General features: G+C 36.1%; 29 protein-coding genes. 11 read left to right on the top strand and 18 right to left on the bottom strand.

The window, feature by feature from the left end; translation table 11 throughout:
* Positions 1-125: 125 nt before the first annotated feature.
* From V7S76_RS01735 to lpcA, 4 genes are read left to right on the top strand one after another with little or no spacing between them, the layout of a single operon-like run.
* Positions 126-719: a LemA family protein gene (locus V7S76_RS01735; protein ID WP_459508274.1), complete on the top strand. Its 594-nt coding sequence runs from the start codon at positions 126-128 to the stop codon at positions 717-719.
* On the top strand, positions 719-1,144 hold the full coding sequence (locus V7S76_RS01740; RefSeq protein ID WP_459508275.1) for a TPM domain-containing protein: 426 nt from the start codon (positions 719-721) through the stop codon (positions 1,142-1,144). Before V7S76_RS01735 ends, V7S76_RS01740 begins: the two co-directional genes overlap by 1 nt.
* Positions 1,145-1,149: 5 nt before the next feature.
* Entirely contained in the window at positions 1,150-1,914 is a 765-nt protein-coding gene (locus tag V7S76_RS01745) for a TPM domain-containing protein (RefSeq protein WP_459508276.1), read from the top strand.
* Between the two features lie 20 nt (positions 1,915-1,934).
* On the top strand, positions 1,935-2,513 hold the full coding sequence (gene lpcA / locus V7S76_RS01750) for a D-sedoheptulose 7-phosphate isomerase (protein ID WP_459508277.1): 579 nt from the start codon (positions 1,935-1,937) through the stop codon (positions 2,511-2,513).
* Between the two features lie 34 nt (positions 2,514-2,547).
* On the opposite strand, the gene ftsA is transcribed toward lpcA, so the two are convergent.
* From ftsA to V7S76_RS01835, 17 genes are all read right to left on the bottom strand, one after another.
* Entirely contained in the window at positions 2,548-3,900 is a 1,353-nt protein-coding gene (ftsA, locus tag V7S76_RS01755) for a cell division protein FtsA (protein WP_459508278.1), read from the bottom strand.
* Positions 3,901-3,980: 80 nt separating this feature from the next.
* Positions 3,981-4,766, bottom strand: a complete 786-nt coding sequence (locus V7S76_RS01760) for a cell division protein FtsQ/DivIB (protein WP_459508279.1) — start codon at positions 4,764-4,766, stop codon at positions 3,981-3,983.
* Positions 4,767-4,775: 9 nt separating this feature from the next.
* Positions 4,776-6,155: a UDP-N-acetylmuramate--L-alanine ligase gene (gene murC / locus V7S76_RS01765; protein WP_459508280.1), complete on the bottom strand. Its 1,380-nt coding sequence runs from the start codon at positions 6,153-6,155 to the stop codon at positions 4,776-4,778.
* Positions 6,152-7,255, bottom strand: coding sequence for an undecaprenyldiphospho-muramoylpentapeptide beta-N-acetylglucosaminyltransferase (murG, locus tag V7S76_RS01770; protein WP_459508281.1), 1,104 nt, complete (start codon positions 7,253-7,255; stop codon positions 6,152-6,154). The genes murC and murG overlap by 4 nt, the downstream gene beginning before the upstream one ends.
* The gene (locus tag V7S76_RS01775) at positions 7,255-8,439 is read right to left on the bottom strand and encodes an FtsW/RodA/SpoVE family cell cycle protein (RefSeq protein WP_459508282.1); all 1,185 of its coding nucleotides are present in this window, start codon (positions 8,437-8,439) and stop codon (positions 7,255-7,257) included. Before V7S76_RS01775 ends, murG begins: the two co-directional genes overlap by 1 nt.
* Positions 8,429-9,763: a UDP-N-acetylmuramoyl-L-alanine--D-glutamate ligase gene (murD, locus tag V7S76_RS01780; RefSeq protein ID WP_459508283.1), complete on the bottom strand. Its 1,335-nt coding sequence runs from the start codon at positions 9,761-9,763 to the stop codon at positions 8,429-8,431. Before murD ends, V7S76_RS01775 begins: the two co-directional genes overlap by 11 nt.
* Before the next feature lie 172 nt (positions 9,764-9,935).
* Positions 9,936-10,769: a translation elongation factor Ts gene (gene tsf, locus V7S76_RS01785; RefSeq protein ID WP_459508284.1), complete on the bottom strand. Its 834-nt coding sequence runs from the start codon at positions 10,767-10,769 to the stop codon at positions 9,936-9,938.
* Between the two features lie 13 nt (positions 10,770-10,782).
* Positions 10,783-11,592 carry a 30S ribosomal protein S2 gene (gene rpsB / locus V7S76_RS01790; RefSeq protein ID WP_459508285.1) on the bottom strand — a complete coding sequence of 270 codons (810 nt, stop codon included), beginning with the start codon at positions 11,590-11,592 and terminating at the stop codon, positions 10,783-10,785.
* Positions 11,593-11,678: 86 nt separating this feature from the next.
* Positions 11,679-12,068, bottom strand: coding sequence for a 30S ribosomal protein S9 (gene rpsI, locus V7S76_RS01795; RefSeq protein ID WP_459508286.1), 390 nt, complete (start codon positions 12,066-12,068; stop codon positions 11,679-11,681).
* A 38-nt stretch (positions 12,069-12,106) separates the two neighbouring features.
* Complete coding sequence (gene rplM, locus V7S76_RS01800; RefSeq protein WP_459490026.1) at positions 12,107-12,550, bottom strand: 50S ribosomal protein L13; 444 nt, start codon at positions 12,548-12,550, stop codon at positions 12,107-12,109.
* Positions 12,551-12,776: 226 nt separating this feature from the next.
* On the bottom strand, positions 12,777-14,120 hold the full coding sequence (gene accC, locus V7S76_RS01805) for an acetyl-CoA carboxylase biotin carboxylase subunit (RefSeq protein ID WP_459508287.1): 1,344 nt from the start codon (positions 14,118-14,120) through the stop codon (positions 12,777-12,779).
* Positions 14,121-14,150: 30 nt separating this feature from the next.
* Positions 14,151-14,615, bottom strand: a complete 465-nt coding sequence (accB, locus tag V7S76_RS01810; protein ID WP_459508288.1) for an acetyl-CoA carboxylase biotin carboxyl carrier protein — start codon at positions 14,613-14,615, stop codon at positions 14,151-14,153.
* 68 nt (positions 14,616-14,683) lie between these two features.
* On the bottom strand, positions 14,684-15,247 hold the full coding sequence (gene efp, locus V7S76_RS01815) for an elongation factor P (RefSeq protein ID WP_459508289.1): 564 nt from the start codon (positions 15,245-15,247) through the stop codon (positions 14,684-14,686).
* A gap of 12 nt (positions 15,248-15,259) precedes the next feature.
* Positions 15,260-16,261 carry a beta-ketoacyl-ACP synthase III gene (locus tag V7S76_RS01820; RefSeq protein ID WP_459508290.1) on the bottom strand — a complete coding sequence of 334 codons (1,002 nt, stop codon included), beginning with the start codon at positions 16,259-16,261 and terminating at the stop codon, positions 15,260-15,262.
* 19 nt (positions 16,262-16,280) lie between these two features.
* Positions 16,281-17,225, bottom strand: coding sequence for a phosphate acyltransferase PlsX (plsX, locus tag V7S76_RS01825; RefSeq protein WP_459508291.1), 945 nt, complete (start codon positions 17,223-17,225; stop codon positions 16,281-16,283).
* Between the two features lie 125 nt (positions 17,226-17,350).
* Positions 17,351-17,545, bottom strand: a complete 195-nt coding sequence (gene rpmF / locus V7S76_RS01830; protein WP_459508292.1) for a 50S ribosomal protein L32 — start codon at positions 17,543-17,545, stop codon at positions 17,351-17,353.
* A 23-nt stretch (positions 17,546-17,568) separates the two neighbouring features.
* The gene (locus V7S76_RS01835; protein WP_459508293.1) at positions 17,569-18,105 is read right to left on the bottom strand and encodes a YceD family protein; all 537 of its coding nucleotides are present in this window, start codon (positions 18,103-18,105) and stop codon (positions 17,569-17,571) included.
* Between the two features lie 100 nt (positions 18,106-18,205).
* Between V7S76_RS01835 and V7S76_RS01840 the strand changes: the two genes are divergently transcribed.
* Positions 18,206-18,823, top strand: coding sequence for a phosphatase PAP2 family protein (locus tag V7S76_RS01840; protein ID WP_459508294.1), 618 nt, complete (start codon positions 18,206-18,208; stop codon positions 18,821-18,823).
* On the top strand, positions 18,820-20,481 hold the full coding sequence (locus tag V7S76_RS01845; RefSeq protein ID WP_459508295.1) for an ArnT family glycosyltransferase: 1,662 nt from the start codon (positions 18,820-18,822) through the stop codon (positions 20,479-20,481). The genes V7S76_RS01840 and V7S76_RS01845 overlap by 4 nt, the downstream gene beginning before the upstream one ends.
* A 58-nt stretch (positions 20,482-20,539) precedes the next feature.
* Here the strand turns inward: V7S76_RS01845 and V7S76_RS01850 are convergent, their stop codons facing one another.
* Positions 20,540-20,959: a nucleoside-diphosphate kinase gene (locus V7S76_RS01850; protein ID WP_459508296.1), complete on the bottom strand. Its 420-nt coding sequence runs from the start codon at positions 20,957-20,959 to the stop codon at positions 20,540-20,542.
* Between the two features lie 70 nt (positions 20,960-21,029).
* On the opposite strand from V7S76_RS01850, the gene V7S76_RS01855 reads away from it, so the two are divergent.
* The 5 genes from V7S76_RS01855 to rdgB all read left to right on the top strand — a co-directional run bounded on the left by V7S76_RS01855 (position 21,030) and on the right by rdgB (position 25,421).
* Entirely contained in the window at positions 21,030-22,058 is a 1,029-nt protein-coding gene (locus tag V7S76_RS01855; protein ID WP_459508297.1) for a DHH family phosphoesterase, read from the top strand.
* A gap of 51 nt (positions 22,059-22,109) precedes the next feature.
* The gene (locus V7S76_RS01860; RefSeq protein ID WP_459508298.1) at positions 22,110-22,973 is read left to right on the top strand and encodes an FKBP-type peptidyl-prolyl cis-trans isomerase; all 864 of its coding nucleotides are present in this window, start codon (positions 22,110-22,112) and stop codon (positions 22,971-22,973) included.
* Positions 22,974-23,055: 82 nt separating this feature from the next.
* A complete protein-coding gene (locus tag V7S76_RS01865) occupies positions 23,056-23,919 on the top strand; it encodes an FKBP-type peptidyl-prolyl cis-trans isomerase (protein ID WP_459508299.1) in 864 nt (287 codons plus the stop codon).
* A gap of 6 nt (positions 23,920-23,925) precedes the next feature.
* Entirely contained in the window at positions 23,926-24,822 is an 897-nt protein-coding gene (locus tag V7S76_RS01870; protein ID WP_459508300.1) for an FKBP-type peptidyl-prolyl cis-trans isomerase, read from the top strand.
* Positions 24,823-24,827: 5 nt separating this feature from the next.
* Positions 24,828-25,421: an RdgB/HAM1 family non-canonical purine NTP pyrophosphatase gene (gene rdgB / locus V7S76_RS01875; RefSeq protein WP_459508301.1), complete on the top strand. Its 594-nt coding sequence runs from the start codon at positions 24,828-24,830 to the stop codon at positions 25,419-25,421.
* The last annotated feature ends 30 nt before the right edge of the window (positions 25,422-25,451 follow it).

Below are 25,451 nucleotides of genomic sequence, written 5' to 3' on the forward strand. Positions count from 1 at the left end.
CAGGAAAATTGTTTATCCTTAAATTTGAACTTTTATCATTCAAAAATCATTTTGATAAAAAAATGCAAAAGTCATGCATTGAAATAACTACATTTGTAATGTTAAAATTTTAAAAAATTAAAACGATGAACAAAAAACTTTGGATTGTATTAGGTGTAATTGCTTTGGTGATATTCTGGGGCATTGGTGCAAGAAATGGTATGGCGACAAGTGATCAAGAGGTGAAAGCATCTTGGGCGAATGTACAAAGTGCCTATCAACGTAGAGCTGATTTAATTCCGAACTTAGTCAAGACGGTACAAGGAGTTGCCAATTTTGAAAAATCAACGCTTACAGCTGTCATTGAAGCACGTGCAAGTGCTACTCAAATGAAATTAGATGCAAAAGATTTAAGTCCAGAAAATGTCAATAAATACCAAGCTGCTCAATCTTCTTTAGGTGGCGCTCTAGGTCGTTTAATGGTCGTTGCAGAAAATTACCCTCAATTAAAGGCTACGGAAAGTTTTTCAGAGCTTCAAGCACAATTAGAAGGTACAGAAAATAGAATTAAAGAGGAAAGAGATGTGTTTAACAGCACGGTGAAAGACTTCAATTCCAAAGTAGTTACTTTTCCCAACAGTTTAATTGCTTCATTTTCAGGATTTACTGAAAAAGGTTTTTTCCAAGCGGAAGCTGGATCGGAGAAAGCACCTGAAGTTAATTTTGATGAAAAGAAATAATGCATTTAAGCGAAGAGCAACAATCGGAAGTTTTATTGGCTATTCAAGAAGCGGAATTAAAAACCTCTGGTGAAATTCGTGTGCACATAGAGAGTCATTGTGAAGGGCACCCAGTGGATCGCGCTAAGGTGCTCTTTTATCATTTAGAGATGGATAAAACGGATCTTCAGAATGGTATCTTGCTTTATTTAGCCGTAAAGGATAGGAAATTTGCTATCATTGGAGATAAGGGAATTGACGCTAAGGTTCCTTTGGAGTTTTGGGAAACCATTCGAGATGAAATGCGTCCTATTTTGGGAAAAAATGATTTTTCGAAAGCTTTGGCTTTGGGAGTAAAAAGAGTGGGAGAGGCTTTGATTGAAAGTTTTCCATATCAAAAAGGAGACATAAATGAGCTGACAAATGATATTTCCTTTGGCGCTTAATTAGGATGAAAAATATACAAATTCTTTTTTTTAGCATATTTCTTTTAGGTTCATTGAGTCTAAAGGCTCAGTCAGATATTCCTGCAAAACCAGATGCCTATGTATTGGATTTGTCAGCCAAATTAAATGCAGCCGATAAAAGTCAATTAGAACAAAAATTGCGCGGTTATGCTGATAGTACTTCTACGCAATTTGCCATTGTGATTGTTCCATCCACGGATGGCAGAGATCCTTATGATTATGCCATGGAAATTGCAAAGACATGGGGTGTTGGTCAAAAGGAAAAAAATAATGGTGTTGTCATTTTAATAGCGGCACAAGATCGAAAAATCAGAATTGTTACTGGTAGAGGAATTGAAGATGTATTACCGGATGCCATTTGTAAACGAATAATTAATAAAATTTTAAAACCAGCTTTGCAACAAGATCAATATTATGTGGGTTTAGATTTGGCCACGACTGAAATGATGCAAAGGGCAAGCGGTAGTTTTGTGAATGATGAAACAAACAATGGTGAATCAGAGGGTATTCCTCCAGTCCTAATATTCTTTTTACTTTTTGTCATATTATCCATTTTTAATGCTTTCAAAAATCGAGGTGGAAGAGGTCGCGGTGGCCCTGGAAGTAGAGGAGGAGGCGGAATGTTTTTTCCTCCGATTTTTTTAGGAGGAGGTTCGTCTAGCGGCGGTTTTGGAGGTAGTGGAGGTAGTTCCTTTGGAGGTTTTGGTGGAGGTAGTTTTGGTGGTGGCGGTGCTGGGGGAGATTTTTAATTAACAAAACATATTATATTTTGAAGCAGATTATTCAACAAAATTTAGAAGAATCTCAAAAGGTATTAGCTGAATTTTTGTCTAATCCTGTTCAGATTCAACAAATTGAATTAGCCGCGGATTGTTTAGTGGATGCATTGAAATCTGGAAATAAAATTTTTTCCTGTGGAAATGGTGGTAGCCATTGCGATGCTATGCATTTTGCAGAAGAATTATCTGGCAGATACCGAGAAAATCGTCCAGCTTTAGCAGCTATGGCTATATCTGACCCATCTCATATAACCTGCGTAGGGAATGATTTCGGTTTTAACTACATCTATTCTAGGTTTATTGAAGGCTTAGGTAACACCAATGATGTACTGGTAGGGATTTCAACTAGCGGTAATTCAGAGAATATCATTGAAGCTGTTAAGGCTGCCCAAATGAAAGGCATGAAGGTGATCTTATTAACAGGGAAAGACGGTGGAAAATTAGCTAGTTTCGAAAATGTTATAGAAATACGAGTGGCTCATTTTGGATATGCTGACAGAATTCAGGAAATCCACATCAAGGTTATACATATTTTAATTCAACTCATTGAAAAAAAGTTATTTGAATAAAAAAAAGGGTGATCATTTTGATCACCCTTTTTTTTTATTTCTCATCAGGATAACTGTCTTGTTCTTCGTTACTTCCCATCAATACTTCAACCGTTTTCTTTAGTAAATCTTTGAAACTTGGACCTTTTGGCTTCTTTGGGACAGTCGGGATTTGACCAGGTACAAAGGCTACCGGAGTAGCTTCTTCCAAAATTTCTTCCTCCGTATCAGGCTGGTTTAATTGTTCAAAATAGACTTTCACTAAACCGACAGCAGTTGCATAAGAAGGATCTTTTATTTCCGCCTCCAGTTGTGCTGTACTTGCGGATGCCATAGGTTCTCCAATACGAGATTCTAAACCGGTAATCTTTTGAATCAATTCTGCTATATCAGGTAATTGAGCACCGCCCCCACTTAGAACGATTCCGCCTTTTAACAAGAGAGGTTCTGTGACTTTTGAAATTTCTACCATCACGATAGCAGCTAATTCCTTTAATCTTTCTTCAATGATAATAGCTAAATTTTTAACTGAAATAGGGGTGGGTTTTCTTCCTGCAATTCCAGGAATCATAACAACTTCATTTATTTCAATTTCTTTACTTAGAGCAGAACCAAATTTTGTTTTTAATGCTTCTGCGTGCTCCAGCGAAACATTTAATCCAATTTGAATATCTTCTGTGATTTGATCTCCTCCCCAATTAATGACAGTGGAATGCCTTAATCTATTTTTAGTATATATGCTAATTTCAACCGTCCCACTTCCAATATCTACCAACACAACGCCCAATTGTTTTTCTTCATTACTTAAAACGGCACTGGCTGTTGCCAATGGACTATAATAAATATTGCCAGTCTTCAGATGCTCAGACTGTGCTGAAATCAGACATTGCTTTAAAACTTCATTTTTATCTTGATCAGCAGAAACAACAATGAAGTCAGCTTTTATTCTTGATCCAATTTGTCCAATCGGTTCTAATGTTTCAGGTAGATTTTCTACTTGAAAGCCAATTGGTAGGGTATGTAATACACAAGAATAATTTTCAAGACTCGATTTTTTCGCCTTGTTAATTAAATTAATTAATTCTTGTTCACTGACTGGAGTAATCTGATTCTCTCTAGCTTGGCTGATGGAAAATGAATTAACTTTAATATGACTGCCAGAGATGTTCGAGCTGAAATAATAATCGTTATTCTTACCTTCAATTGTACTTGAAATATTTTTTAAAGCTTCAGAAATAGCAGCTGAAGTTTTATTGATATTGACGATATCTCCATTAATGATATGGCCAACTGTTTTTGATTTTCCAACGGATAATATTTCTAAATTATTATCTGCCATTTGTCTACCAATGACTGCTCGCACAAATGAGCTACCTATATCTAAACCGATGATTAAATCATTACGCATATTTCTTAATTATAGTATTAAATTTTAGTACACAAATGTCCTCATTGGACTGCAAACATTAAAAATAATGATAAATCAGCTTAATCGCAAATTAGCTGATTTTTATATTTTACTCTTACCCATCTGTAGGTATTCCATCCTCTATTTGGAATGATTTGTTTGTAAAATATGGCTAATTTTTTGAATTTATTATGGATGTTAGTCGCTAGTCCAAAATCAATATTTGTGCTACCCATGGTTGGAACTAATATGATTCCACCATCTGCCGCTACCACAACTTGGGAAATTTGTGCCTTCCAAAATTCATTGTTATTGATATACTCAAAAAGCGGAATCAAAGTTTTTCCTTTTTCATCTTTTAAATCGTTTCGTTTGTTTTTGAAAAAATCGCCAGAAACAACCAAAACTCTGGGTGTGAATAATGCACTGGTACCTATAAAATCGCCTTCTGAGGTAACATATTGATCTGGAAATTCAGATATTTCCGTGGTGGCTCTCAAGATTCTTGCGACCGGGCTAAATTCCTTTACGGATACTATAATTTTCCCACTAAAATCGAAATGAGCTTCACATGATTTAACCAAGGGGATTTTGCGAACTCTTTCCTCCATTTTATGTAGTGAAATTAATTCCAATGGTTTGTCTTCGTAATACCTAGTTCCTTCTTCTGTAATAACTTGATTAATATGCTTTTTAGACAATAATGGTTTTTCATTTTCAGAATCTAGTTTCACAATAATTCCTGTGCATTTGGATTCTTTATAGGAATATTCTGCGTAGACAATAGCCGAAACCCACAGCATGATCAATAAGACCAAGCTTGTCATTTTTTTGATAAAAAATAGTTTCCGTTTATCGATTGCCATTAGATAAATTTAGAACAAAAATATATTTTTCAAGTCGTTCAATATTAAATCGATATCACCAGCACCCAAGGTTACCAACAATCTAGGCTTTTCCGATTTCATTTTTTCAATAAAATCTTGTTTGCTTATGACTTGTTTATGATTCGATTGTATTTTACTTAAAAGTAAATCCGAAGTTATTCCTGGAATTGGGAGTTCTCTTGCTGGATATATATCTAGTAAGTAAATTTCATCTGCAAGTTCCAAACTTTTTGCGAAATCTTCTAAAAAATCTTTTGTTCGAGAAAAAAGATGTGGCTGAAAAATCGCTACTAACTTTTCATCGGGATATAAAGCCTTGATGGAAGATAATGCAGCAGTTATTTCAGTAGGATGGTGGGCATAATCATCAATTAAGACATGTTTCTCTGTTTCAACATGGTATTCAAATCGTCTTTTGACCCCTTTGAAAGAATTAATTCCTTCCTTGATTTCATCAGGGTTGACTCCAACAAACATAGCCAAAGCTGCGGCGGCCAAGGCATTTTCAATGTTATGAAATCCAGGAATTCTCATTTGAATATTGGATATGATACCACCTGGATACACTAGATCAAAAACCATTCTGTGATTTTCAATTCTCAAATTGGCTGCCTTGAAATCACCAGATTCTAATCCAAAGGTTTGTTTTTTGTGCTCAGATTGTAAACCTAATCCATCTCTTTGAATAAAATATCCTTCTTTTTTTATTTGATTCACAAATAATTGAAAAGATTCCAATACTTGCTCTGCCGCTCCATAAATATCCAAATGGTCCGCATCAGTTGAGGTGACGGCTGCGGCAAGAGGATGTAAGGTTAAAAATGATCGATCATATTCATCTGCCTCCACTACACAAATGATGTTATCTTTTCCTTTATTTGGGATGAAATTTGTGCCGTAATTTTGTGTAATTCCTCCTAAAAAAGCAGTAACATTTTTATTGGCATGAATTAATAAGTGTGTCAATAAACTAGAAGTAGTCGTTTTTCCATGGGTACCTGCTACTGCCAATGTTGGAATTTGTTCTGTAATCCAACCTAATATTTCGGACCTTTTCCAAAGTTTTATTCCCTTAGCTAAAAGAAAATTTTTCTCGATATGATCACTTGGAATCGCAGGGGTATAAACAAATAAACTTGCATCTATGTCTTGAAGAATTTCTTGAGGTATTAAATCGACAGAGTCCGTGAAGTGTATTGTCATACCTTCTTCACTAAGACTTCTCGTTAAGGCACTTTCTGTTTTGTCATATCCTGCTACGATAAATCCATTCTGTAAAAACCATCTTGCAATGGCTGACATGCCTATGCCACCAATTCCTAAAAAATAAACATGTTTTAAATTTGCTAGACTAATGGATTGACTCATTTTTTTTCAAGTATGGAAAGTATTTGATGGGCTATTTCGTTAGCCGCCTCTGGTTTGGCTAGTTTTTTACTGGAAATTTCTAATTGATTCAGAAGGAAATTATTGTTTAATGTGGATATCGCTGTATCGACCAATTGTTGTTTTGCTTCTTGATCCTTCACTAATATAGTAGCATTTTGTGTTTCTAAACTTAATGCATTTTGAGTCTGATGGTCTTCCGCTGCTGATGGTAGAGGTACAAGAATACTCGCTTTACCTGCCAAACAGATTTCAGAAACGGATAAAGCGCCGGCTCTTGAAACAACTAAATCGGCCATGGCATATGCAAAATCCATTTCATAGATAAATGCAGATACATAAGACGCTAATTGAGGGTATTTTTTGACAGCTTCTTTGGCTTCTTTTTCAAATGGAATTCCTGTTTGCCAAATGATTTGGCAAGGGACTGAAAGTAATTTATCTAAGCCAGCTAATATGGCCTGATTAATGGTTCTGGCACCCTGGCTACCGCCTATGATTAATATACACGGCATTTCAGGATTTAATCCAAAAAATTGGGCCGCTTCTTTTTTCTTATTTTGAGTTTCAATTAAATCTTTTCGAACAGGATTTCCCAAAAGTTGTAATTTTTCTTTCGGAAAAAATTGATCCATATTGGGATAAGCCACAAATATTTTTTCCGCTTTGGAGGAGAGAAATTTGTTGGTTACTCCCGCATATGAATTTTGCTCTTGTATGACAAATGGTATTCCTTTTATCCAGGCGGCTAAGAGCATAGGACCAGAGGCATAACCGCCTACGCCAATGGCGATATCGGGTTTGAATTGATGGATCAATTGAAATGCTTTTCTTAAACTTTGGATCAATTTGAAAGGTAAACCAATATTTTTCAACAAGCTTTGTCGATTGATTCCTGCAATGGGTAATCCGACGATGTCATAACCTGCTTTTGGAACCTTCTCCATTTCCATTTTACCTTCTGCACCTACAAATAGAAAAGATATCGAAGCGTCAATATCTTTTAAAGCATTTGCAATAGCAATAGCAGGGTAAATATGACCGCCGGTTCCACCTCCAGAAATGATGATTTTTTTTGACACTATTCGATGGGATTTTGATTCAATTTGGGATTCATGAATTTTTCTTTATCTCTGCTAACCGATAAGATTAGTCCAATACTTATTGCTGTAAATATCAAAGAGGTCCCTCCAGCGGAGATCATAGGCATGGGTTGACCCGTTACAGGTCCAGCGTCGACCGCCACCAACATATTGATAAATGCTTGAAGCACGATGGCAAATGTTAATCCGGCGGATAGTAATCCACCAAAGGGTTTTTCACTAAACTTGACGGCACTGGCACCTCGATACATGAAATAGATAAAAAAGAGGGGTAAGATAATCCCTGCAAGAAGTCCGTATTCTTCCAATATGATGGCATAAATAAAATCGGATTCTGCCTGAGAAAGAAAATATTTTTGTTGGCTCTTTCCGGGTCCCTTCGGACTTAATGCTCCTGTAGCTATTGCGAATAAACTTCGATGGATTTGATAATCCTCCCCTAAATTTTTGTTGGAACCAGATTCTTTTTCACCAATTCGTTGGGTATAATTATAGATCCTTTTTCGAACTGTTTGTGCTCTTTGACCAATACCTAATGTAACCACCGCTACTGCTAAAATGGCAAATAAGCCAACTGTTTTGGCGATTTGTCTAAAAGGAACTCTTCCAAAAATCATTAAGACAATACTTGTTGCAAAAATCAGGATGCTCGTGGAAAAATTGGAGAGCATAATTAAGAAACAGGTAATCCCTAATTTTAATAAAATAGAGATCATGACTTGCCATGTATAAGATTCCGGGTCTGCTTGCCGGGCGCTAAATTCTTTAGCTAAACAGGCTGTTAGACACAATTTGGCCATATCGGAAGGCATAAATGAGATGGGTCCTAGAGCTATCCAACGACTTGCACCTCCTTTATTTTCACCAAAAACCAAAGCAACAAGTATCAATACCCAAGAAACAACAAGGGCGAAATTACTAATTTGTCCTATTTTACTATAATTCATTTTCGCAAAAAAGGACATAAGTATGAATGAAAAAGCTAAAATAATCAATGTTTTTATGAAACTCGTAATGGGTTCCATGGGACTCATCATCACCATTCTACTTTTCGCCGAAAATTGAATTAATAGGCCAAAAAGATTGAGCAATATGACAATAAACCATATTTGATAATCTCCTACAATGTGTTTTCTAACAATCTCTTTTATTCTATTTTCCATCGGTCAAACTTTTAACAGCTTCTTTGAATTTTTGGCCTCGATCTTCATAGTTTTTGAATAAATCAAAACTTGCACATGCTGGGGATAGCATGATGATATCATTGGGCATTGACCATTCAATTCCTTTTTGAATGGCAAGGTTTAACTGATCAGTGGAGTATAAATTAGGGCAAATATCTTTAAAGTGGTCAATGAGTTTTTGATTATCTATTCCTAAGAAAATCATTCCTTTAACATTATTTTTGACTAATGTATCCAAAACAGAATAATCATTTCCTTTGTCTACACCACCCATTATTAGAATAATGGGTTGATTAAAACTGTTTAAAGCAAAATAAACGGCATCGACATTGGTTGCTTTAGAATCATTAATGAACTGTACTCCATTCCAATTTCCACAAGGTTCTAATCGATGTTCGGCATTGACAAAACTGGGTAGTGAAGCTAAAATAATCTCATTACTAATTCCAATGGATTGTGCAGCTAAAATGGCTGCCGACATATTGATGGCATTATGTGGCCCTTTTAATGGAGCATTTAAACGGTCGATGTCGAGTTGATGATCTAGAGATATCTGTGTATCCTGTATAAAAGCATTTGCATTGCTGTGATGAAAACTGATGCTTTTGTGATTCGTGTTTTTAGGGATTAATTGTCGGTATTGTTGGATAACTTCATCATCTGACCAATAAATACAAGTTGTATTTTCTGTCGAATTTTGGAATATTCTAAATTTGGAATGTATGTAATTTTCAAATTTGTATTCGTATCGGTCGAGGTGGTCGGGTGTTATATTAATTAATACGGCAACTTCAGGTGTAAACTTGAAGCATCGATCCAATTGAAAGCTAGAAATCTCTAAAACATAATAATCATGCTCGTTATCCATCACTTGTTTGGCGAAACTTTGTCCAATATTTCCTGCTAAACCAACCTTTAGCCCAGCATTTTTTAGGAAATGGTAAGTTAAAAGTGTGGTGGTTGTTTTTCCATTGGAGCCTGTAATGGCAATTATTTTGGCATTGGTATAACGAGCTGCAAATTCAATTTCTGAAACTAAAGGGATATTTTTCTTTTTGATTTCTTGGACAATCGGATTTTTTTCGGGAATACCAGGACTTATGATGATCTCATTCGCCACTAAAATTTGATCTATGGAATGTTCTCCATCCTCGAAAGGAATATTTGACTCGATTAATGTTGATTTGTATGTTTCTTTTAGAAGGCCTTGGTCTGACAAAAATACATCAAAACCTTTTGATTTAGCCAAAAGAGCGGCACCTACGCCACTTTCACCACCACCTAGAACTACAATTTTTGACATTGGCAAAAGAACACTTGATTAATGGAAATTGAATTAAACTACAATTTAAAAAATGTCTTTGACTAATGAAAATAAGAAAAGTTATCTGACAATCTTTTTTTTGTGGATAACTTAAAGGCAAAAAAAAAGCCATCCGATTTGAGGCGGATGGCTTTAGAATGAATATTTCGGATTAAGCTAACGAAATTCTTTTGAAAGAAGCGATAGATAAACCTTTTTGAGTTTGTTCTAACAATTGACGTACATTGATAGAAGAGTCTTTCACAAACTGTTGATTTAATAAAGTTGATTCTTTGTAGAATTTCTCTAATTTACCCACTGCGATTTTCTCTAGCATAGCTTCAGGCTTACCTTCTTGGCGAGCTTGGTCTTTACCAATTTCAATTTCACGTTGAATTGTGTCAGCATCTACTCCGTCTTTGTCTAAAGCAACTGGTTTCATAGCTGTGATTTGCATAGCAATATCTTTACCTACTTCAGTTACTTCGGCACCTTGAACATTTTCAAATGCGACTAAAACTCCAATTTTATTGTTTGAGTGAATGTAAGAAACAACTTTCTCAGCGTCTATATTTTCATAAGCTACTAAGGAAATTTTTTCTCCAATTTTACCCGTCAATTCAATGATATGTCCTTCGATTGAACGACCATCAGCAAGAGGCTCAGCCAATAAAGCTGAAGTGGATGGAGCGTGCGATTTAACGGCAGCTTCCATAATTTCTTGCGCTAATTTGTTGAAATCAGCAACTTTAGAAACAGGTTCTGTTTCACAAGCTAAAGCGACTAATTTTCCATTTGAATGATCACCAGAAAGGGTAATTAAAACAACACCTTCGTTGGTTGCATTATCTGCACGTTTTGCGGCTACTTTTTGACCTGCTTTACGAAGAATATCGATTGCTGCTTCGAAGTCGCCTTCTGCTTCAGTCAAAGCTTTTTTGCAATCCATCATTCCTGCACCAGTCATTTGGCGTAATTTGTTAACGTCTGCGGCTGTAATTGACATTGTATGAATATGTTTATTCTTGTTCTGCTTCTTTTTCGTATTTAGCAGCTACCTTAGCTACTTCTTGTGTTTCTTCGTCAGCAATTCTTTTTGCTTCTTCCTCTTCTGCTAAACGAGCATCATCTTTATCTTGCTTTCTTTCATTCAATCCTTCTTCGATTGCTTTACTGATAGCAGTTGTGATAACAGCAATTGACTTGTATGCATCATCATTTGCAGGAATTGGGTAGTCTACTAATTCTGGGTTAGAGTTAGTATCACACATAGCGAAAACTGGAATACCTAATTTTTTCGCTTCTTTTACTGCAATGTGCTCACGTTTAACGTCAACAACAAATAATGCAGCAGGAAGACGAGTTAAATCAGTAATACCACCTAACACACGATTTAATTTTTCTTCTTCACGAGTCATCATTAAACGCTCACGCTTAGCAAGAGTTTTAACGATTACTTCGTCTTTCAACATTTTATCAATGCTTGACATCTTTTTGATCGACTTACGTACGGTCGCAAAGTTTGTCAACATACCACCCAACCAACGGTCAGTTACGTATGGCATTTTTAATTTTTCAGCTTCTGCTGTAACAACTTCTTGAGCTTGTTTTTTTGTCGCAACAAACATGATTTTACGGCCAGAACGTACAATTGCACGAATAGCTGCCGATGCCTCATCAAGACAAGAAATAGTTTTGTTTAAGTCAATGATATGAATACCATTTTTCTCCATAAAGATGTATGGAGCCATTTTTGGATCCCACTTACGAGTTAAGTGACCAAAGTGAACGCCTGCGTCAAGCAGTTCGTTGTAGCTTAATTGTGCCATTTTCGGTGTTTAAAATTGTGAAAAATAAAAATGTGGAAAAAGCATCGGCAACACACAAGCTTTTTCCACGTAAATGCGATGTAGTATTAACGCTTAGAGAATTGGAATCTCTTACGTGCTTTTCTACGTCCTGGTTTTTTACGCTCTACCATTCTAGGGTCACGAGTTAAAAATCCTTCTTTTTTCAAAGGTGAACGCAATTCAGAGTCTTGTGTTTGAAGAGCTCTAGAAATAGCTAAACGAAGAGCTTCAGCTTGTCCTTTGATTCCTCCTCCGTCTACATTAGCAGTTACGTCGAAAGATCCAAGAGTGTTTGTCAAAGCGAAAGGCTGATTTACGACAATCTGAAGAATTTCAGATGGGAAGTATTCAGTCATTGTACGGCCATTGATTTTAATCTGGCCTTTACCTGGGGTCATTGAAATACGAGCAATTGCTGTTTTTCTTCTACCGATTTTACTTGTTAATTCTGCCATTTGATATTGAATTGACCTGTTTTAGATCATTATGTCCGTTAAAACTTAATTTCTTTAGGTTGTTGTGCCGCGTGCGGATGCTCAGAACCAGCGTAAACGAATAAATTGTTGAACAATTGTCTTCCTAAACGATTTTTCGGTAACATACCTTTAACAGCTGCTTCTACAACTCCTCTTGGGTTTTTGATCAAAACCTCTCTTGGAGTAGCAAAACGCTGTCCACCAGGATAACCAGTGTGACGGATATAAACTTTATCAGTCATTTTCTTTCCTGTTAAGCGAACTTTATCAGCATTGATAACAATCACTTGATCTCCACAATCAACGTGCGGTGTAAACGAAGGCTTATGTTTTCCACGAATAATTTTCGCGATTTCTGAACATAAACGTCCTAAAACTTGATTTTCAGCATCTACCACCACCCAGTCTTTCTGAACTGTAGCCTTGTTGGCAGAGACGGTTTTGTAACTTAAAGTATCCACTATAGTATTGTTTAACTGTTGAATTAATCTTCTATGGATTACGGAATTGATCTATAAAACATTAATTATGACCTATTTTGCAACTAAACGGGCATTCAATCGAAAAATGGGAGTGCAAATTTAGAAAATCAAGACGAAACTTGCAAGTGTCTTAATAGAATATTTTTCAATAATCGAAATAAAAAAGGGGCAAAGGCCCCTTTTTACATTTTTACTATCTTTTTGATTATAAATCACTTAAATCAAATGTATCCATAAAGGCAGTTGTAAACTTGCCTGATTGAAATCCAGGATCATCCATTAATTTGATATGGAATGGAATAGTTGTTTTAATTCCTTCAATCACAAATTCCTGTAAAGCTCTCTTCATTCGCAATAAAACCTCTTCTCTGCTTTGTCCACTTACGATTAATTTAGCAATCATCGAATCATAATTGGGTGGTATCGTATAACCTGAATACACATGAGAATCAACACGCACACCATGACCACCCGGTAAATGCAAATTTGTGATTTTACCTGGAGAAGGTCTAAAACCATTCGATGGATCTTCTGCATTAATTCTGCATTCCAAAGCGAATAATTTAGGGAAGTAATTTTGACCACTGATGGCGATTCCTGCGGCTACTTTGATTTGTTCTTTGATCAAATCAAAATCTGTCACTTCTTCAGTTATAGGATGTTCAACTTGAATTCGCGTATTCATTTCCATGAAATAAAAATCACCATTTTTATCTACTAAAAATTCAATGGTTCCTGCACCTTCATATCGAATTGCACTTGCACCTGCGATAGCTGCATCTCCCATTTTCTTACGAAGTTCATCCGTCAAGGCTGGAGAAGGTGTTTCTTCACATAATTTTTGATGACGACGTTGAATCGAACAATCGCGTTCCGATAAATGGCAAACAGTTCCGAATTTATCTCCCACAACTTGAATTTCAATGTGGCGCGGTTCTTCCACGAATTTCTCCATGTATAAACCGTCATTTCCAAAGGAAGCGGAGGCCTCCATTTTAGCATCATCCCACAGTTTTCTAAATTCAGATTCTTCGCGAATGATACGCATCCCACGACCACCACCACCTGCGGTAGCTTTGATGATCACTGGGTACTTTATTTCTTTAGCTAATTCTATTGCTTCTTCAACCGTATCTAACAAACCATCTGATCCTGGGATAACAGGTACTCCTGCTTTCTTCATGGTATCTTTCGCCGTTGCTTTATCTCCCATGGCATTGATCATGTCCGCAGAAGCGCCAATGAATTTAATACCATGTTCTGCACAAATTCTGGAGAATTCAGCATTTTCAGAAAGAAAACCATATCCAGGATGGATAGCGTCTGCTCCTGTTACTTCGGCAGCTGAAATTAAGGCTTGGATACTTAGGTAGGACTGTCTACTAGGAGGGGGGCCTATGCAAACTGCTTCATCAGCAAAGCGAACATGCAAACTTTCACGATCCGCAGTAGAGAATACAGCAACTGTTTTGATGCCCATTTCTCTGCAAGTACGAATGATTCGTAGAGCAATTTCTCCACGATTTGCAATGAGTATTTTTTTAAACATACGTTTTTAATTAAAATTCAATTGGCCCAACTATGCTTTTTCAACTAGAAATAATGGTTGGTCAAATTCGACTGGACTAGCATTTTCAACTAAAATCTTAACAATTTTACCTGATACTTCTGAATCGATGTCATTGAATAATTTCATTGCTTCAATCATGCAAACCGTTTTACCAGGTTCGATCATGGTTCCTACTTCAACGAAGTTTTCTTTATCTGGACCTGGAGCTCTATAAAAAGTACCGATCATCGGTGATTTAACCGTATAAAGGTTGTCAGCAACTGGAGCAGGAGCAGCTGGTGCAGCTACAGGTGCTGCAGGCGCAGCGGCAACTTGTTGAACAGGAGCTGGTGCGACTGTTTGAACTTGTACAGTTTGGCCAACCGCACTATGCTTTTTTACTGAAACTTTTAAATCTTCTGTTTCAATACTAACCTCCGCAAGCGGTGATTTTGCGATATAATCAAGTAATCGCTGTATTTCTTTAGTATCCATTCTATGTAATATTTAAATGAGCGTAGTCATTGGTCTAATTTGCAATGCAAATGTATTAAAAAAGTCAACTATTTAACACGTTCTGCGTAAGAATAAGTCCTTGTATCTACTTTGATAATTTCGTCTTGTTCAATAAAAATAGGAACGGTAATTGTAGCGCCCGTTTCGACCGTAGCCGGTTTTTTAGGCGAGTTAGCTGTATCTCCACGAACACCTGGTTCAGTATAAATTACTTTTAATTCCACAAATGGAGGTAATTCACAAGAAATAGCAGAATCCGTTTCCGTATTGATTAAAATTTCAACTTCTTGTCCTTCTTTCATCAAATCAGCCATTTCAACCATATTCCGGTCTAAAAGAATTTGCTCAAATGATTCATTGTCCATGAAATTGAATCCGTACTCGTCTCCAAATAAATATTGAAATTTTCTTCTTTCTACGCGAACCGGATAAATGGCAACCCCTGAATTAAAGGTGTTGTCAATTACTTTACCTGAAGTCAATGAACGTAATTTGGTACGAACAAAGGCCGGTCCTTTACCTGGTTTAACATGTAAAAATTCTACGATGGAGAATAAGTCATTATTGTAGTTAATAACCATTCCATTTTTAATATCTGCTGTAGTTGCCATATTTAATTAATATTATTTCGAATCATATGCCCATTTTAAGTAAGTTGATCCCCATGTGAATCCACCTCCGAAGGCTGCTAAAATTAAATTATCTCCTTTTTTCAACTGTTTTTCGTAATCCCATAAACACAAGGGTATCGTGGCAGCTGTTGTATTGCCATATTTTTGGATGTTCAACATGACCTTATCCTCGCCAATATTCATCCGATTCGCCGTTGCATCGATAATTCTTTTATTGGCTTGATGAGGTACTAAAAATGCGATATCATCTCCCGTTAAACCATTTCTTTCCATAATCTCTGCTGAGACATCTGCCATTCGGGTAACGGCAAACTTAAATACGGATTGACCTTCTTGACGGATATAATGTAATTGTTGGTCGATCGTTTCATGCGTAGGAGGGTAAGCACTACCACCACCTTTTTGCATCAAACTCTCGCAACCATCTCCATCAGATTTCAATATAAAATCCTGGACACCTAATCCTTCTGTGCTTGCTTCTAATAAAACAGCCCCTGCGCCATCACCAAACAGAATACATGTTGTGCGATCTGAATAATCGACAATCGCAGACATTTTATCTGCTCCTACCACAATAATCTTTTTAAATCGTCCGGATTCAATGAATGCCGTGGCAGTAGCTAAAGCGTTTAAAAATCCAGAACAAGCTGCCGATAAATCGAAGGAGGCGGTTTCTCTAATTCCGACTGATTTACAGATTAAATTAGCTGCATTAGGGAAAAAATAATCCGGTGTAACGGTCGCACAAATTAATAAATCAATTTCATTGGGTTGGGTATTTGTTTTGACTAACAATCCTTCTACGGCTTTAGCCCCCAAAAAAGAGGTTCCTAAACCTTCTCCTTTTAAGATTCTTCTTTCTTTGATTCCGGTTCTACTAGTGATCCATTCGTCATTGGTATCAACTAATTTTTCTAGTTCTTGGTTGGTCAACACATAATCAGGAACGTATCCGTGAACACCTGTTATGGCTGCACTTATTTTTTGAGTCATGTCTCTCGATTAATTTCAATTATTTATTTTCAATTGACGCTTTTATTTTTTGATAAACCTTTGATTCAACGACGGAAACGGAAAGTTTTATCATATTTAATATGGCTTTTGGACTAGACGCACCATGTGCGATGATCACATTGCCATTAATACCAATGATAGGGCTTCCTCCGTAATTTTCGTAATTGGTGTTTTCAATAAATTCAGTAGATATTCCTTGGCTTTTCATTATATTATAAATGGATTCGCCCATTTTTAACATAATATTACCAGTGAATCCATCCGTAACGATTACGTCTGCTTTATTTTGGAAGAAATCTTTTCCCTCGATGTTACCGATAAAATTGATATTCGGATTTGCTTTTAAAAGCGCGTGTGTTGCTTGGGATAAGATGGAACCTTTTTGTTCTTCTTCTCCGATATTCATTAAGCCTACTCGTGGATTGGATACTCCGGTTGTTGCCTCGAAATATACGGAACCCAATAAGGCAAATTGGTCAAGCATCTCAGGTTTACAATCTGCGTTGGCACCGATGTCCAACATGACGGAATATTTTCCATTGATTTGAGGAACGAATCCTGCAATGGCGGGTCTTTGAATTCCTTCAATGGTTTTTACCGAAAATAAAGAACCTACCATCATAGCACCCGTATTTCCTGCGGAAGCAAATACATCTGCCTTACCTTCTTTTAAAAGAGTAAACCCAACTCCGATGCTGGAATTGGGTTTTTGAGATAATGCTCTTGTGGGATGTTCCCCCATTTCAATTACTTGTTCAGCGGAAACTATTTGTATTTGACTACCCGTATAATTTCTTTCGCTCAATAATTGAGTAATGGTATTTTCAGGTCCAATGGCAAGTATTGTTACATCTTTTGGAAGTCCTTCTATTGCTAAAAGTATTCCCTCAATCACGGCTATTGGGGCATAATCCCCACCCATCACGTCGATTGCTATATTCATCTATTTTCTTTTTAATTACTAAAGCTTTTGGCAAAAATAGTATTAAATTTAGTCAAAAAATAGCATTTTAACGGGATATTTTCGACAAAAGTCAAAAAAGATGTATAAATCTTGATTGGAACTTATTATGATTGAGAAGAATAACCTTCAACGATCATTTTTCCTTTGTAAAATAAATTTCCCTCGTGTACGTGTGCTCGGTGAAATAAGTGAGTTTCGCCAGTTTGGCTATCTACAGCTATTTGTCTTGGAGTTCCAAAATCATGTGAACGTCTTTTATCACGGCGAGTTGTAGAATGTCTTCTTTTAGGATGTGCCATTTTTTATTTGAATTGTATTAGTTCTAATTATTATCTGTTAATTTTTTCAAAGCCGCCCATCTTGGGTCAATTTCGGCTTCGTCTTTTATTTTTTCTTCAACCGTTTCTGTTGAATATAAAAACTCATTATCTAAAGAGTCATCTTCAGGGTTGATGTATCTAGGATGTAATTTTTTCATTGGTACTTGTAAGGCAATGAAATCGTAGATATCCTGCGATAAATCTAATTTTGGTTCCTTCCTATCCAATAAAAATAAGTTGTCACCTAAATCTTCCGAATGATCCGAAAACTTATAAATAAGCTTTTCGTTAATCTGTAACGGAAAATCAAATTCTTCCATGGAACGATCACATATCAAAGATAAATGACCATGTATTCTTAGTTGAACTTGTATCATTACAGCAGATTTATCTAAATCAACCTCCGCTGTAAACTTTCCTTTTTCTATCCAATCCTGGTCAATTGCCGCAAAAAAATCATCAGCACCCTCAAATGTAAACTTATATACTTTGTCCTCTAAGGATATGATAGGTATTTGATAATTTTCTAAAACTTTCATGTACCAGCTTGGGTTAAAAAGGATTGCAAAATTAGGTATTTTTTTTGAAACAGCAAGTAAGATATTCAAGATTTTCATAAAATCTTACGACCTTTGAGCAATGAAAGCGCTAAATGTTTCTTTAAAAGTCTATGCCTGGGGTTTTTTATTCTTCGAAATTCTATGCCTAAGCTATGTTTTCAGTTTTTCAAGGTTCGATCAAGTACGTTTAATTAATTCTTATCACTCGCCATTTGCTGATATTTCTTTTCAAGGTTTTACCTTTTTGGCGGAAATTTATTTAACTGTCCTATTGTTATTGTACCTCATTTGGAAGAAAAAATCTTGGGTTTTCCCTTTTGTGCTTACATACGGTATATCTACAGCTCTAACGCAGGGTTTAAAGCATCTTATCTTTTCCGATCGACTAAGGCCCTTTGCTTATTTTAAAGGCATTGATTATCCTTGGCATTTCGTGGATGGAGTATTTATGAATGAATACAATAGTTTTCCTTCAGGACACACGGCTGCTGCTTTCTTTTTGTTTTTTTGGATTGCCAACTTGATAAATAATAAGACTTGGGCATTTTTTTGTTGCTTTTTGGCAATTGGAGTCGCATATTCAAGGGTTTATTTATTCCAACATTTTCCGGTCGATACGGCTTTAGGTGCTTTTATTGGATTTATGAGTGCTTTTCTGGTCTATTATTTTTTACTTTTTTCTAAAAAGATTCAATGATTCAATTTGTTCAAAAAAGACCCATTTTGTCCTGGTCTTTGATTGCCCTTGTCCTATATGTTCCTTTTTTAGGATCGACTCATTTATTTGATTGGGATGAAGTGAATTTTGCGGAATCTGCCAGGGAAATGATTGTTTCAGGTGATTTTTTAAGTGTTCAAATTAATTTTGAACCATTTTGGGAGAAACCACCGGTTTTTATGTGGTTACAGGCTTTGAGTTTTCAACTTTTTGGAATATTTACGGATCATGCGCTGGTCAGTATGGAATTTGCGGCACGTTTTCCCAACGCTGTCGTGGGATTATTAACCTTGATTTCTTTATTTTCGATTGGAAGAAAACATTTTTCTGACCAATTTGGGCATCTATGGGCATTTTCTTATTTGGCGGCTTTGACACCCCATTTGTATGCCAGCTCAGGAATCATTGATCCATTATTTAATTTATTCATCTTTCTTGGAATCTATTTTTTTATCCGTTTCAAACAATCGACAGAACAGTTTTATTGGGCAATTCTTTCGGGTTTACTGATTGGATTGGGGATGTTGACCAAGGGTCCAGTGGCATTATTACTTTGGGGATTAACCTTATTAGGTTATGCTTTTTTCCAACGTAAAATCATAAAAAATTGGGTAAAATTGTTTTTAGGGGCTTTTTTCAGTGCTTTTATTTCCATACTGCTATTTGTGTCTTGGTATGGATTAATTGCCTTGAAATTTGGTTTCGGAATCATAGAAGATTTTTTTACTTACCAAATTCGATTATTAACAACTGGAGACGCAGGACATGGTCAACCATTCTATTACCATTTTTTGGTGTTGTTATTGGGCTGTTTTCCTATCTCCATTTGGGCTGGTGCCCGCGTATTTCGAAGGAAATTAAGCAGTTCATTTTTATATCATGAAGATCAACAAGATTTTTCTCAATGGATGAAAATACTCTTTTGGGTGGTTTTGATTTTATTTAGTATTGTCAAAACCAAAATCATTCATTATTCATCCATGTGTTGGATTCCCCTTACCTTTTTTTCAGCAGAGGTGCTTTATGAATGGAAAAAAGAATTCTGGATTTGGAAAAAATCCTATACGATTACAAGCGTAATTGTAGGGACATTATTTGCTTTCATCTTGATTGCAATACCATTTATCGGGTTAAATACTTCTTGGATTGCACCTAAGATAGCAGATGTTTTTGTACGAGGGAATTTGGAAGCTCCGGTTTATTGGACAGGAATCGAGTTTAGCGTTGGAGTGATATTTTTAGGGGCTATTTTATATGTATTTACTCGGAAAGGTATCGTTGAATTAAATCGGATTTATTGGTTAATGTGTTCTTCCATTGGTGTGGTTATGGCCATGTCTGCCATTATTTTACCCAATGTAGAAGCTTATACTCAAAGAGCACCAATTGACTTTTATGAATCAAAAGTGGGTCAAAAGGTGTATATTGAAACGCTTGGATTTAAATCTTTTGCGCAATTATTATATTTTCAAAAACCAAGAAAAAGCCCAACAGGAACGGAGCTTTTAGAGAATGGGGCTGGAAATACGCCGGTATTTTTTGTATTGAAAACTGATGCCGAAAATAAATTTAGGTATCATCCCAATTTAATCTTCATCAAAGAAGAAAATGGATTTTTGTTCTTCAAAAGAAAATAAAATATTGATGAGTTCTGAATGATGAGTTGGATTTTCATCATTTAGAACTCATCATTTATTAGGCTATTTCTTTTTCGGTAAAGAAAAATGCACCTTCGATGGCAGCATTTTCATCTGAATCAGATCCATGGATTGCATTGGATTCCAAAGATCTAGCAAAACGTTTGCGAATGGTACCCTCTGCAGCTTGTGTTGGATTAGTTGATCCAATCAAAGTTCTAAAATCTTCCACCGCGTTGTCTTTTTCCAAAACCATTGGAATGATGTAATTGGACGACATATAATCACATAAACTTTGGTAAAATGGTCTTTCTTGGTGAACAGCATAAAACTGACCTGCCTCTTCCGGACTCAATTTCACTTTCTTTATTGCGACAATGCGAAAGCCAGCATCCTCAATTTGTTGAATAATAGGGCCGGTGAATCCATCAATCACTGCATCCGGCTTAATCATGGTAAAAGTTCTATTTGTAGGCATAGTTCATTTTTTCTGCAATTTATCTTTAACTTTGTGAATGCCCAAATTTTAATAGGCGACAATTTATTTTATGAATTCCATTTCCGCCTTAAAGGCTCAATTACATCCTGGTCAAAAAGTAGTGATTACCACCCATTTTAATCCGGATTCCGATGCCATTGGTTCGAGCTTAGCTTGGCAACAATATTTGTTAAAAAAAGGCATAAACGTCAGAGTAGTAGTTCCTTCGGCTGTATCGACAAATTTGATATGGATGAAAGGGGCTTCAGAGATATTGAATTTTGAGGATTCTTCTGACAAGATTGTGATAGATGCATTGCTAGAAACGGCTGATTGGATATTTTGTTTAGATTTTTCTGGAATTCAGCGTTTACACGGCTTAAGTAATTGGGTAGCTAAAGCAAAATGCAAAAAAGTGGTCATTGATCATCACTTGGATCCAGAGGACTTTGCCGATTTTTATTATCATCGAACCATAGCCGCTTCAACTTGTGAATTGATTTATGATTTAATTATCGAATGGGATGATAAAGCATTCATTGATCAATCCATGGGGGAATGTTTATATTCGGGTATCATGACAGATACAGGTTCATTTCGTCATCCAAATACAACAGCGCACGTCCATGAAGTGGTTTCTGAATTGATCCATTTGGGTGTCAATACCAATCAAGTTCATCGAAAAGTATTTGATTCAGCCACATTAGATAAATTAAAATTTTTAGGTCATATTTTAGCAAATCGTTTGGAATATTTACCTCAATATCATCTCGCGTTGATGTGGATAACGGCGGAAGATCAACAAACATTTAATTCTCAAGCAGGTGATACAGAAGGAATTGTCAACTACGGTTTACAGCTTTCTGGCTCCATATGGTCTATTTTAATGATTGAAAGACCGGATGGGATTAAATTCTCCTTTCGTTCGATTGAACCCTTTGCTGTGAATAAATTTGCGGCTACATATTTTGAAGGAGGTGGTCATAAAAATGCTTCGGGTGGTCGACTTTCTAAAGGTAGTTTGATTCAAGCGAGGGAAAAACTAAATGAAGTGTTACCTTTGCAAATTGAAGAGATAAATCGAGTTAAAAATTTATAAAAATTAAACTAAACAAATTAATAAACAGACGTAGGTCAAAACAAAACAATCATGCGTAAACAACTAGCATTAATTTTTTCATCAGCTTTACTTTTGGCTGCATGCAATCAAAACAAAGTAGAGATCATAGAAGGGGTTAAGATTCAGATTCATAGCCACGATGACAAAGCGAAAAAATTAAAAGATGGAGATATTATCACTTTTGATTTAGTCATTAAAAATGGTGCTGACTCTGTTTTACAAGACACGAAAAAAGATGGTAAACCAGGAAAAGGGATGATTCAAGCTCCCAATGGTGCGCCAGGTTCTTTCAAAGGAACATTTGAAAACGGCTTACGTTTATTATCGATAGGTGATAGTGCAACTATTTTGGTGCCGATTGATAGTTTAATCAAATCTGTTCAAGCTCCTTTGCCTCCATTCTTGAAGCCTGGAACTGATTTGAAGTATACGGTGAAAATCACAAAAGTACAATCACGTGCGGAATTCGAAAAGGAAATGGCTAAAGAAGCAGGCGCTGCAAAAGTAGAGGCAGCTAAAAGATTGGCAGGTGAGCCAGCAACGATTGATGCATTTACAGCTAAAACAGGTAAAGCATTTCAAAAATCGGCTTCTGGATTACGATATTTCATTGAAAAACCAGGTACAGGTGCAAATGCCAAAATGGGCGAAACTTGGGTAGTTAACTACAAGGGAACCTTTATGTCGGGTAAAGTTTTTGATCAAGGTCAAGCAGCCGAAATGCCTCTAGGACAAATGATTCCAGGATTTAACGAAGCATTATCTTTGTTGAAAGCAGGTGGAAAAGGAACCTTCGTTATTCCTTCATCCATTGCTTATGGAGATCAGGCAAGAGGACCGATTGAAGCTAATTCTGTGTTGGTTTTTGAGATAGAATTGATTTCTAAAAAATAATTTTTGAGGGGGCGATTATCGCTCCCTTACTCATAATAAACAGCGATATTTATCGTTTGTGAATGAAAATTGTCTAAACAACATGATTAAAAGTAGTATTTTTAAAGGTGTTTTAGTGGTAGGAAGCTTGATTTTTTTAGCTTCATGTTTGAGTAATGTTGAATTACAAGACGACGTGAAAGCAAAGGAAAACCAAACTCAAATTTTAGCCTATTTTACCAAATTAGGAGTTATTCCAGTGGCTTTGGGAGATGGTTCTTTTTATACGATTACCAAAACTAATTCGTCAGGTGAATTACCCATTAAGGGCGACTCCATTTTGGTTCATTATGAATTGACGAATTTAAACACAGGGAAAGTTTTGGATAGTACCAATCGTAAAATAGATGCGCCTTTGATTTATCGTTATGGTTTAAGCAATCCTGTTTTTGCCAAAATAATGACATTTTTAAAAGAAGGTGAAGAAGCTACTTTGGTTCTACCGGGTACTGCTCAATCCTTTGATGGTTTGCCGGCTTATACTCCTTTGAAATGTGTGATCAGACAATTGAAAATTCGTAGTCAAAATGACAAAATTGATGAATTTATCGCTTCGAAAGGCTGGAAAGTAACAGAGAAGACGACAGATGGCTTACGCTACATTCGTTTAGCAGACGGTACTGGCGAACTAGGCGTAAGTGGTAAAGTAATGATGTTGAAATATACAGGTCGTTTTTTGACGGGTTCCGCATTTGATGGAAATATGGCCAAAACAGATACGTTTAGTGTGACTTTTGGGGGGACCCAAACTGTTCAAGGTTTCCAACGTGGTATTGAAAAAATGCGTACAGGCGAAAAAGCGGTTGTTGTTTTCCCTTCCACATTGGGTTATGGAGAAAAAGGGTCTAGTAGTATACCTGGTTTTACTCCTTTAGTTTTTGAATTATATTTAGCCAAAATAAAATAATAAATTATGAAATTTAAACTTTTCGCCTTTTTCGGATTTTGTATTATCCTTTCTCTAAGTAGTTGTTTATCGAATGAAGCAGAAAAAATATCAGCCAACAATGAAGCCGAAATTCAGAATTATTTAAAATTCAAGAATTTAACTCCTCAGAAATCCCCAGAGGGAATGTATTACGGCATTACAACTTCTAAGCCTAATGGTAAAGTTGCACAGCCAGGCGATTTAATTAGGATGTATTATAAAATGTCTTTATTAAGCGGTTCCATTCTTGATTCTACCAATAAAGTGCAAAAACAAACCAAAGGATTTGTGTACAATGTTGGAAATAGTATTTTTAACTTGCCTTTAGGAATGATAAAAGCAGGTGAAAAAGGATATTTTATATTACCTGCTAATTTAGCATTCCAAGGAACTTCTTTCGACGGACTTCCTGCCTATTCTGTTATTCGTTTAGATATTGAGGTTGAATCAACAATGTCGGAGCAACAACAAATAGATTCCATGATGGTGAAAAATAAAATGTCGGATGCCATTAAAACATCAAGTGGATTGATTTTCAAAAAAACTGTTGAAAATCCAACAGGCACAGAATTGAAATCAGGTATGACATTTAGCGCCAACTATTTGGGAAGACTCGCTTATGCATATTTACAACGTGAATCTACTTCTAGTACAAATGTTATTTATGACTCTAAATTCGATTCAGGCATATTAAGTGGAGCCGTAGGTACAGGTAATTACATTAAAGGATTTGATGAAGCATTGCAAAGAATGCGTGTGGGAGAAAAAGCTCAATTTATTATACCATCTGCCATCGGTTATGGAGCAAGTGGTAGCAGTAGTGGTGTAATTCCTGGCTATGCGCCCTTGTATTTTGAAGTAACTTTAACAGCCGCACAATAACTCTTATGGATAAACCCATTATTTATTTAGCGACTCAAAATCAGCATAAAGTAGAAGAATTGCTCTCCCTTATCGGAGAGCAATTCTTAGTTAGAAGCATTACTGATCTAGCTATTTTGGAGGAGATACCAGAGACTGGTTCAACGCTTTCTGAAAATTCCATGCAAAAAGCACAATACATCGCAGAGCATTTTGGCGTTGATTGTGTATCGGATGATTCAGGTTTGGAGGTGGAGGCCTTAAATGGTGAACCAGGTGTATATTCAGCAAGGTATGCGGGAATTCCTAAAAATGATGATGCCAACATGCAAAAATTATTGTTGAAGTTGGAAGGAGAAGTTAATCGGAAAGCTCGATTTGTGACTGTTTTAACTTATCATTCGAATGGCTATTATCATCAATTTGAAGGAATCGTGGATGGTGAAATTATTCATGCTCCAAGAGGTCAAGAAGGCTTTGGGTATGATCCTATCTTTGTGCCCCAAGGCCAAACTAAAACGTTTGGAGAAATGAAGTTAAACGAGAAGAATTTATTTGCCCACCGTGCGAGAGCTTTTAAAAAATTTAGTAAATTTATCGACGAAACATTAAAATGTTGAGACTAAAATAAATAAACTACTAATCTTACA

Source organism: Aquirufa sp. ROCK2-A2, assembly GCF_054558485.1.

Excerpts from the sequence above, each read along its gene's own strand:
- rdgB (WP_459508301.1), top strand. The coding sequence starts at position 24,828 with ATGGATAAACCCATTATTTATTTAGCGACTCAAAATCAGCATAAAGTA.
- V7S76_RS01865 (WP_459508299.1), top strand. The coding sequence starts at position 23,056 with ATGATTAAAAGTAGTATTTTTAAAGGTGTTTTAGTGGTAGGAAGCTTG.
- V7S76_RS01870 (WP_459508300.1), top strand. The coding sequence starts at position 23,926 with ATGAAATTTAAACTTTTCGCCTTTTTCGGATTTTGTATTATCCTTTCT.
- rpsI (WP_459508286.1), bottom strand. The coding sequence starts at position 12,068 with ATGGCAGAATTAACAAGTAAAATCGGTAGAAGAAAAACAGCAATTGCT.
- accB (WP_459508288.1), bottom strand. The coding sequence starts at position 14,615 with ATGGATACTAAAGAAATACAGCGATTACTTGATTATATCGCAAAATCA.
- V7S76_RS01820 (WP_459508290.1), bottom strand. The coding sequence starts at position 16,261 with ATGACTCAAAAAATAAGTGCAGCCATAACAGGTGTTCACGGATACGTT.
- murD (WP_459508283.1), bottom strand. The coding sequence starts at position 9,763 with ATGTCAAAAATTGTAGTTCTAGGTGGTGGTGAAAGTGGCGTAGGTGCC.
- murC (WP_459508280.1), bottom strand. The coding sequence starts at position 6,155 with ATGAGTCAATCCATTAGTCTAGCAAATTTAAAACATGTTTATTTTTTA.
- plsX (WP_459508291.1), bottom strand. The coding sequence starts at position 17,225 with ATGAATATAGCAATCGACGTGATGGGTGGGGATTATGCCCCAATAGCC.
- rpsB (WP_459508285.1), bottom strand. The coding sequence starts at position 11,592 with ATGGCACAATTAAGCTACAACGAACTGCTTGACGCAGGCGTTCACTTT.
- V7S76_RS01840 (WP_459508294.1), top strand. The coding sequence starts at position 18,206 with ATGAAAGCGCTAAATGTTTCTTTAAAAGTCTATGCCTGGGGTTTTTTA.
- V7S76_RS01855 (WP_459508297.1), top strand. The coding sequence starts at position 21,030 with ATGAATTCCATTTCCGCCTTAAAGGCTCAATTACATCCTGGTCAAAAA.
- efp (WP_459508289.1), bottom strand. The coding sequence starts at position 15,247 with ATGGCAACTACAGCAGATATTAAAAATGGAATGGTTATTAACTACAAT.
- V7S76_RS01740 (WP_459508275.1), top strand. The coding sequence starts at position 719 with ATGCATTTAAGCGAAGAGCAACAATCGGAAGTTTTATTGGCTATTCAA.
- V7S76_RS01835 (WP_459508293.1), bottom strand. The coding sequence starts at position 18,105 with ATGAAAGTTTTAGAAAATTATCAAATACCTATCATATCCTTAGAGGAC.
- tsf (WP_459508284.1), bottom strand. The coding sequence starts at position 10,769 with ATGTCAATTACAGCCGCAGACGTTAACAAATTACGCCAAATGACTGGT.
- V7S76_RS01775 (WP_459508282.1), bottom strand. The coding sequence starts at position 8,439 with ATGGAAAATAGAATAAAAGAGATTGTTAGAAAACACATTGTAGGAGAT.
- V7S76_RS01860 (WP_459508298.1), top strand. The coding sequence starts at position 22,110 with ATGCGTAAACAACTAGCATTAATTTTTTCATCAGCTTTACTTTTGGCT.
- rpmF (WP_459508292.1), bottom strand. The coding sequence starts at position 17,545 with ATGGCACATCCTAAAAGAAGACATTCTACAACTCGCCGTGATAAAAGA.
- V7S76_RS01850 (WP_459508296.1), bottom strand. The coding sequence starts at position 20,959 with ATGCCTACAAATAGAACTTTTACCATGATTAAGCCGGATGCAGTGATT.
- V7S76_RS01745 (WP_459508276.1), top strand. The coding sequence starts at position 1,150 with ATGAAAAATATACAAATTCTTTTTTTTAGCATATTTCTTTTAGGTTCA.
- ftsA (WP_459508278.1), bottom strand. The coding sequence starts at position 3,900 with ATGCGTAATGATTTAATCATCGGTTTAGATATAGGTAGCTCATTTGTG.
- accC (WP_459508287.1), bottom strand. The coding sequence starts at position 14,120 with ATGTTTAAAAAAATACTCATTGCAAATCGTGGAGAAATTGCTCTACGA.
- V7S76_RS01760 (WP_459508279.1), bottom strand. The coding sequence starts at position 4,766 with ATGGCAATCGATAAACGGAAACTATTTTTTATCAAAAAAATGACAAGC.
- V7S76_RS01735 (WP_459508274.1), top strand. The coding sequence starts at position 126 with ATGAACAAAAAACTTTGGATTGTATTAGGTGTAATTGCTTTGGTGATA.
- V7S76_RS01845 (WP_459508295.1), top strand. The coding sequence starts at position 18,820 with ATGATTCAATTTGTTCAAAAAAGACCCATTTTGTCCTGGTCTTTGATT.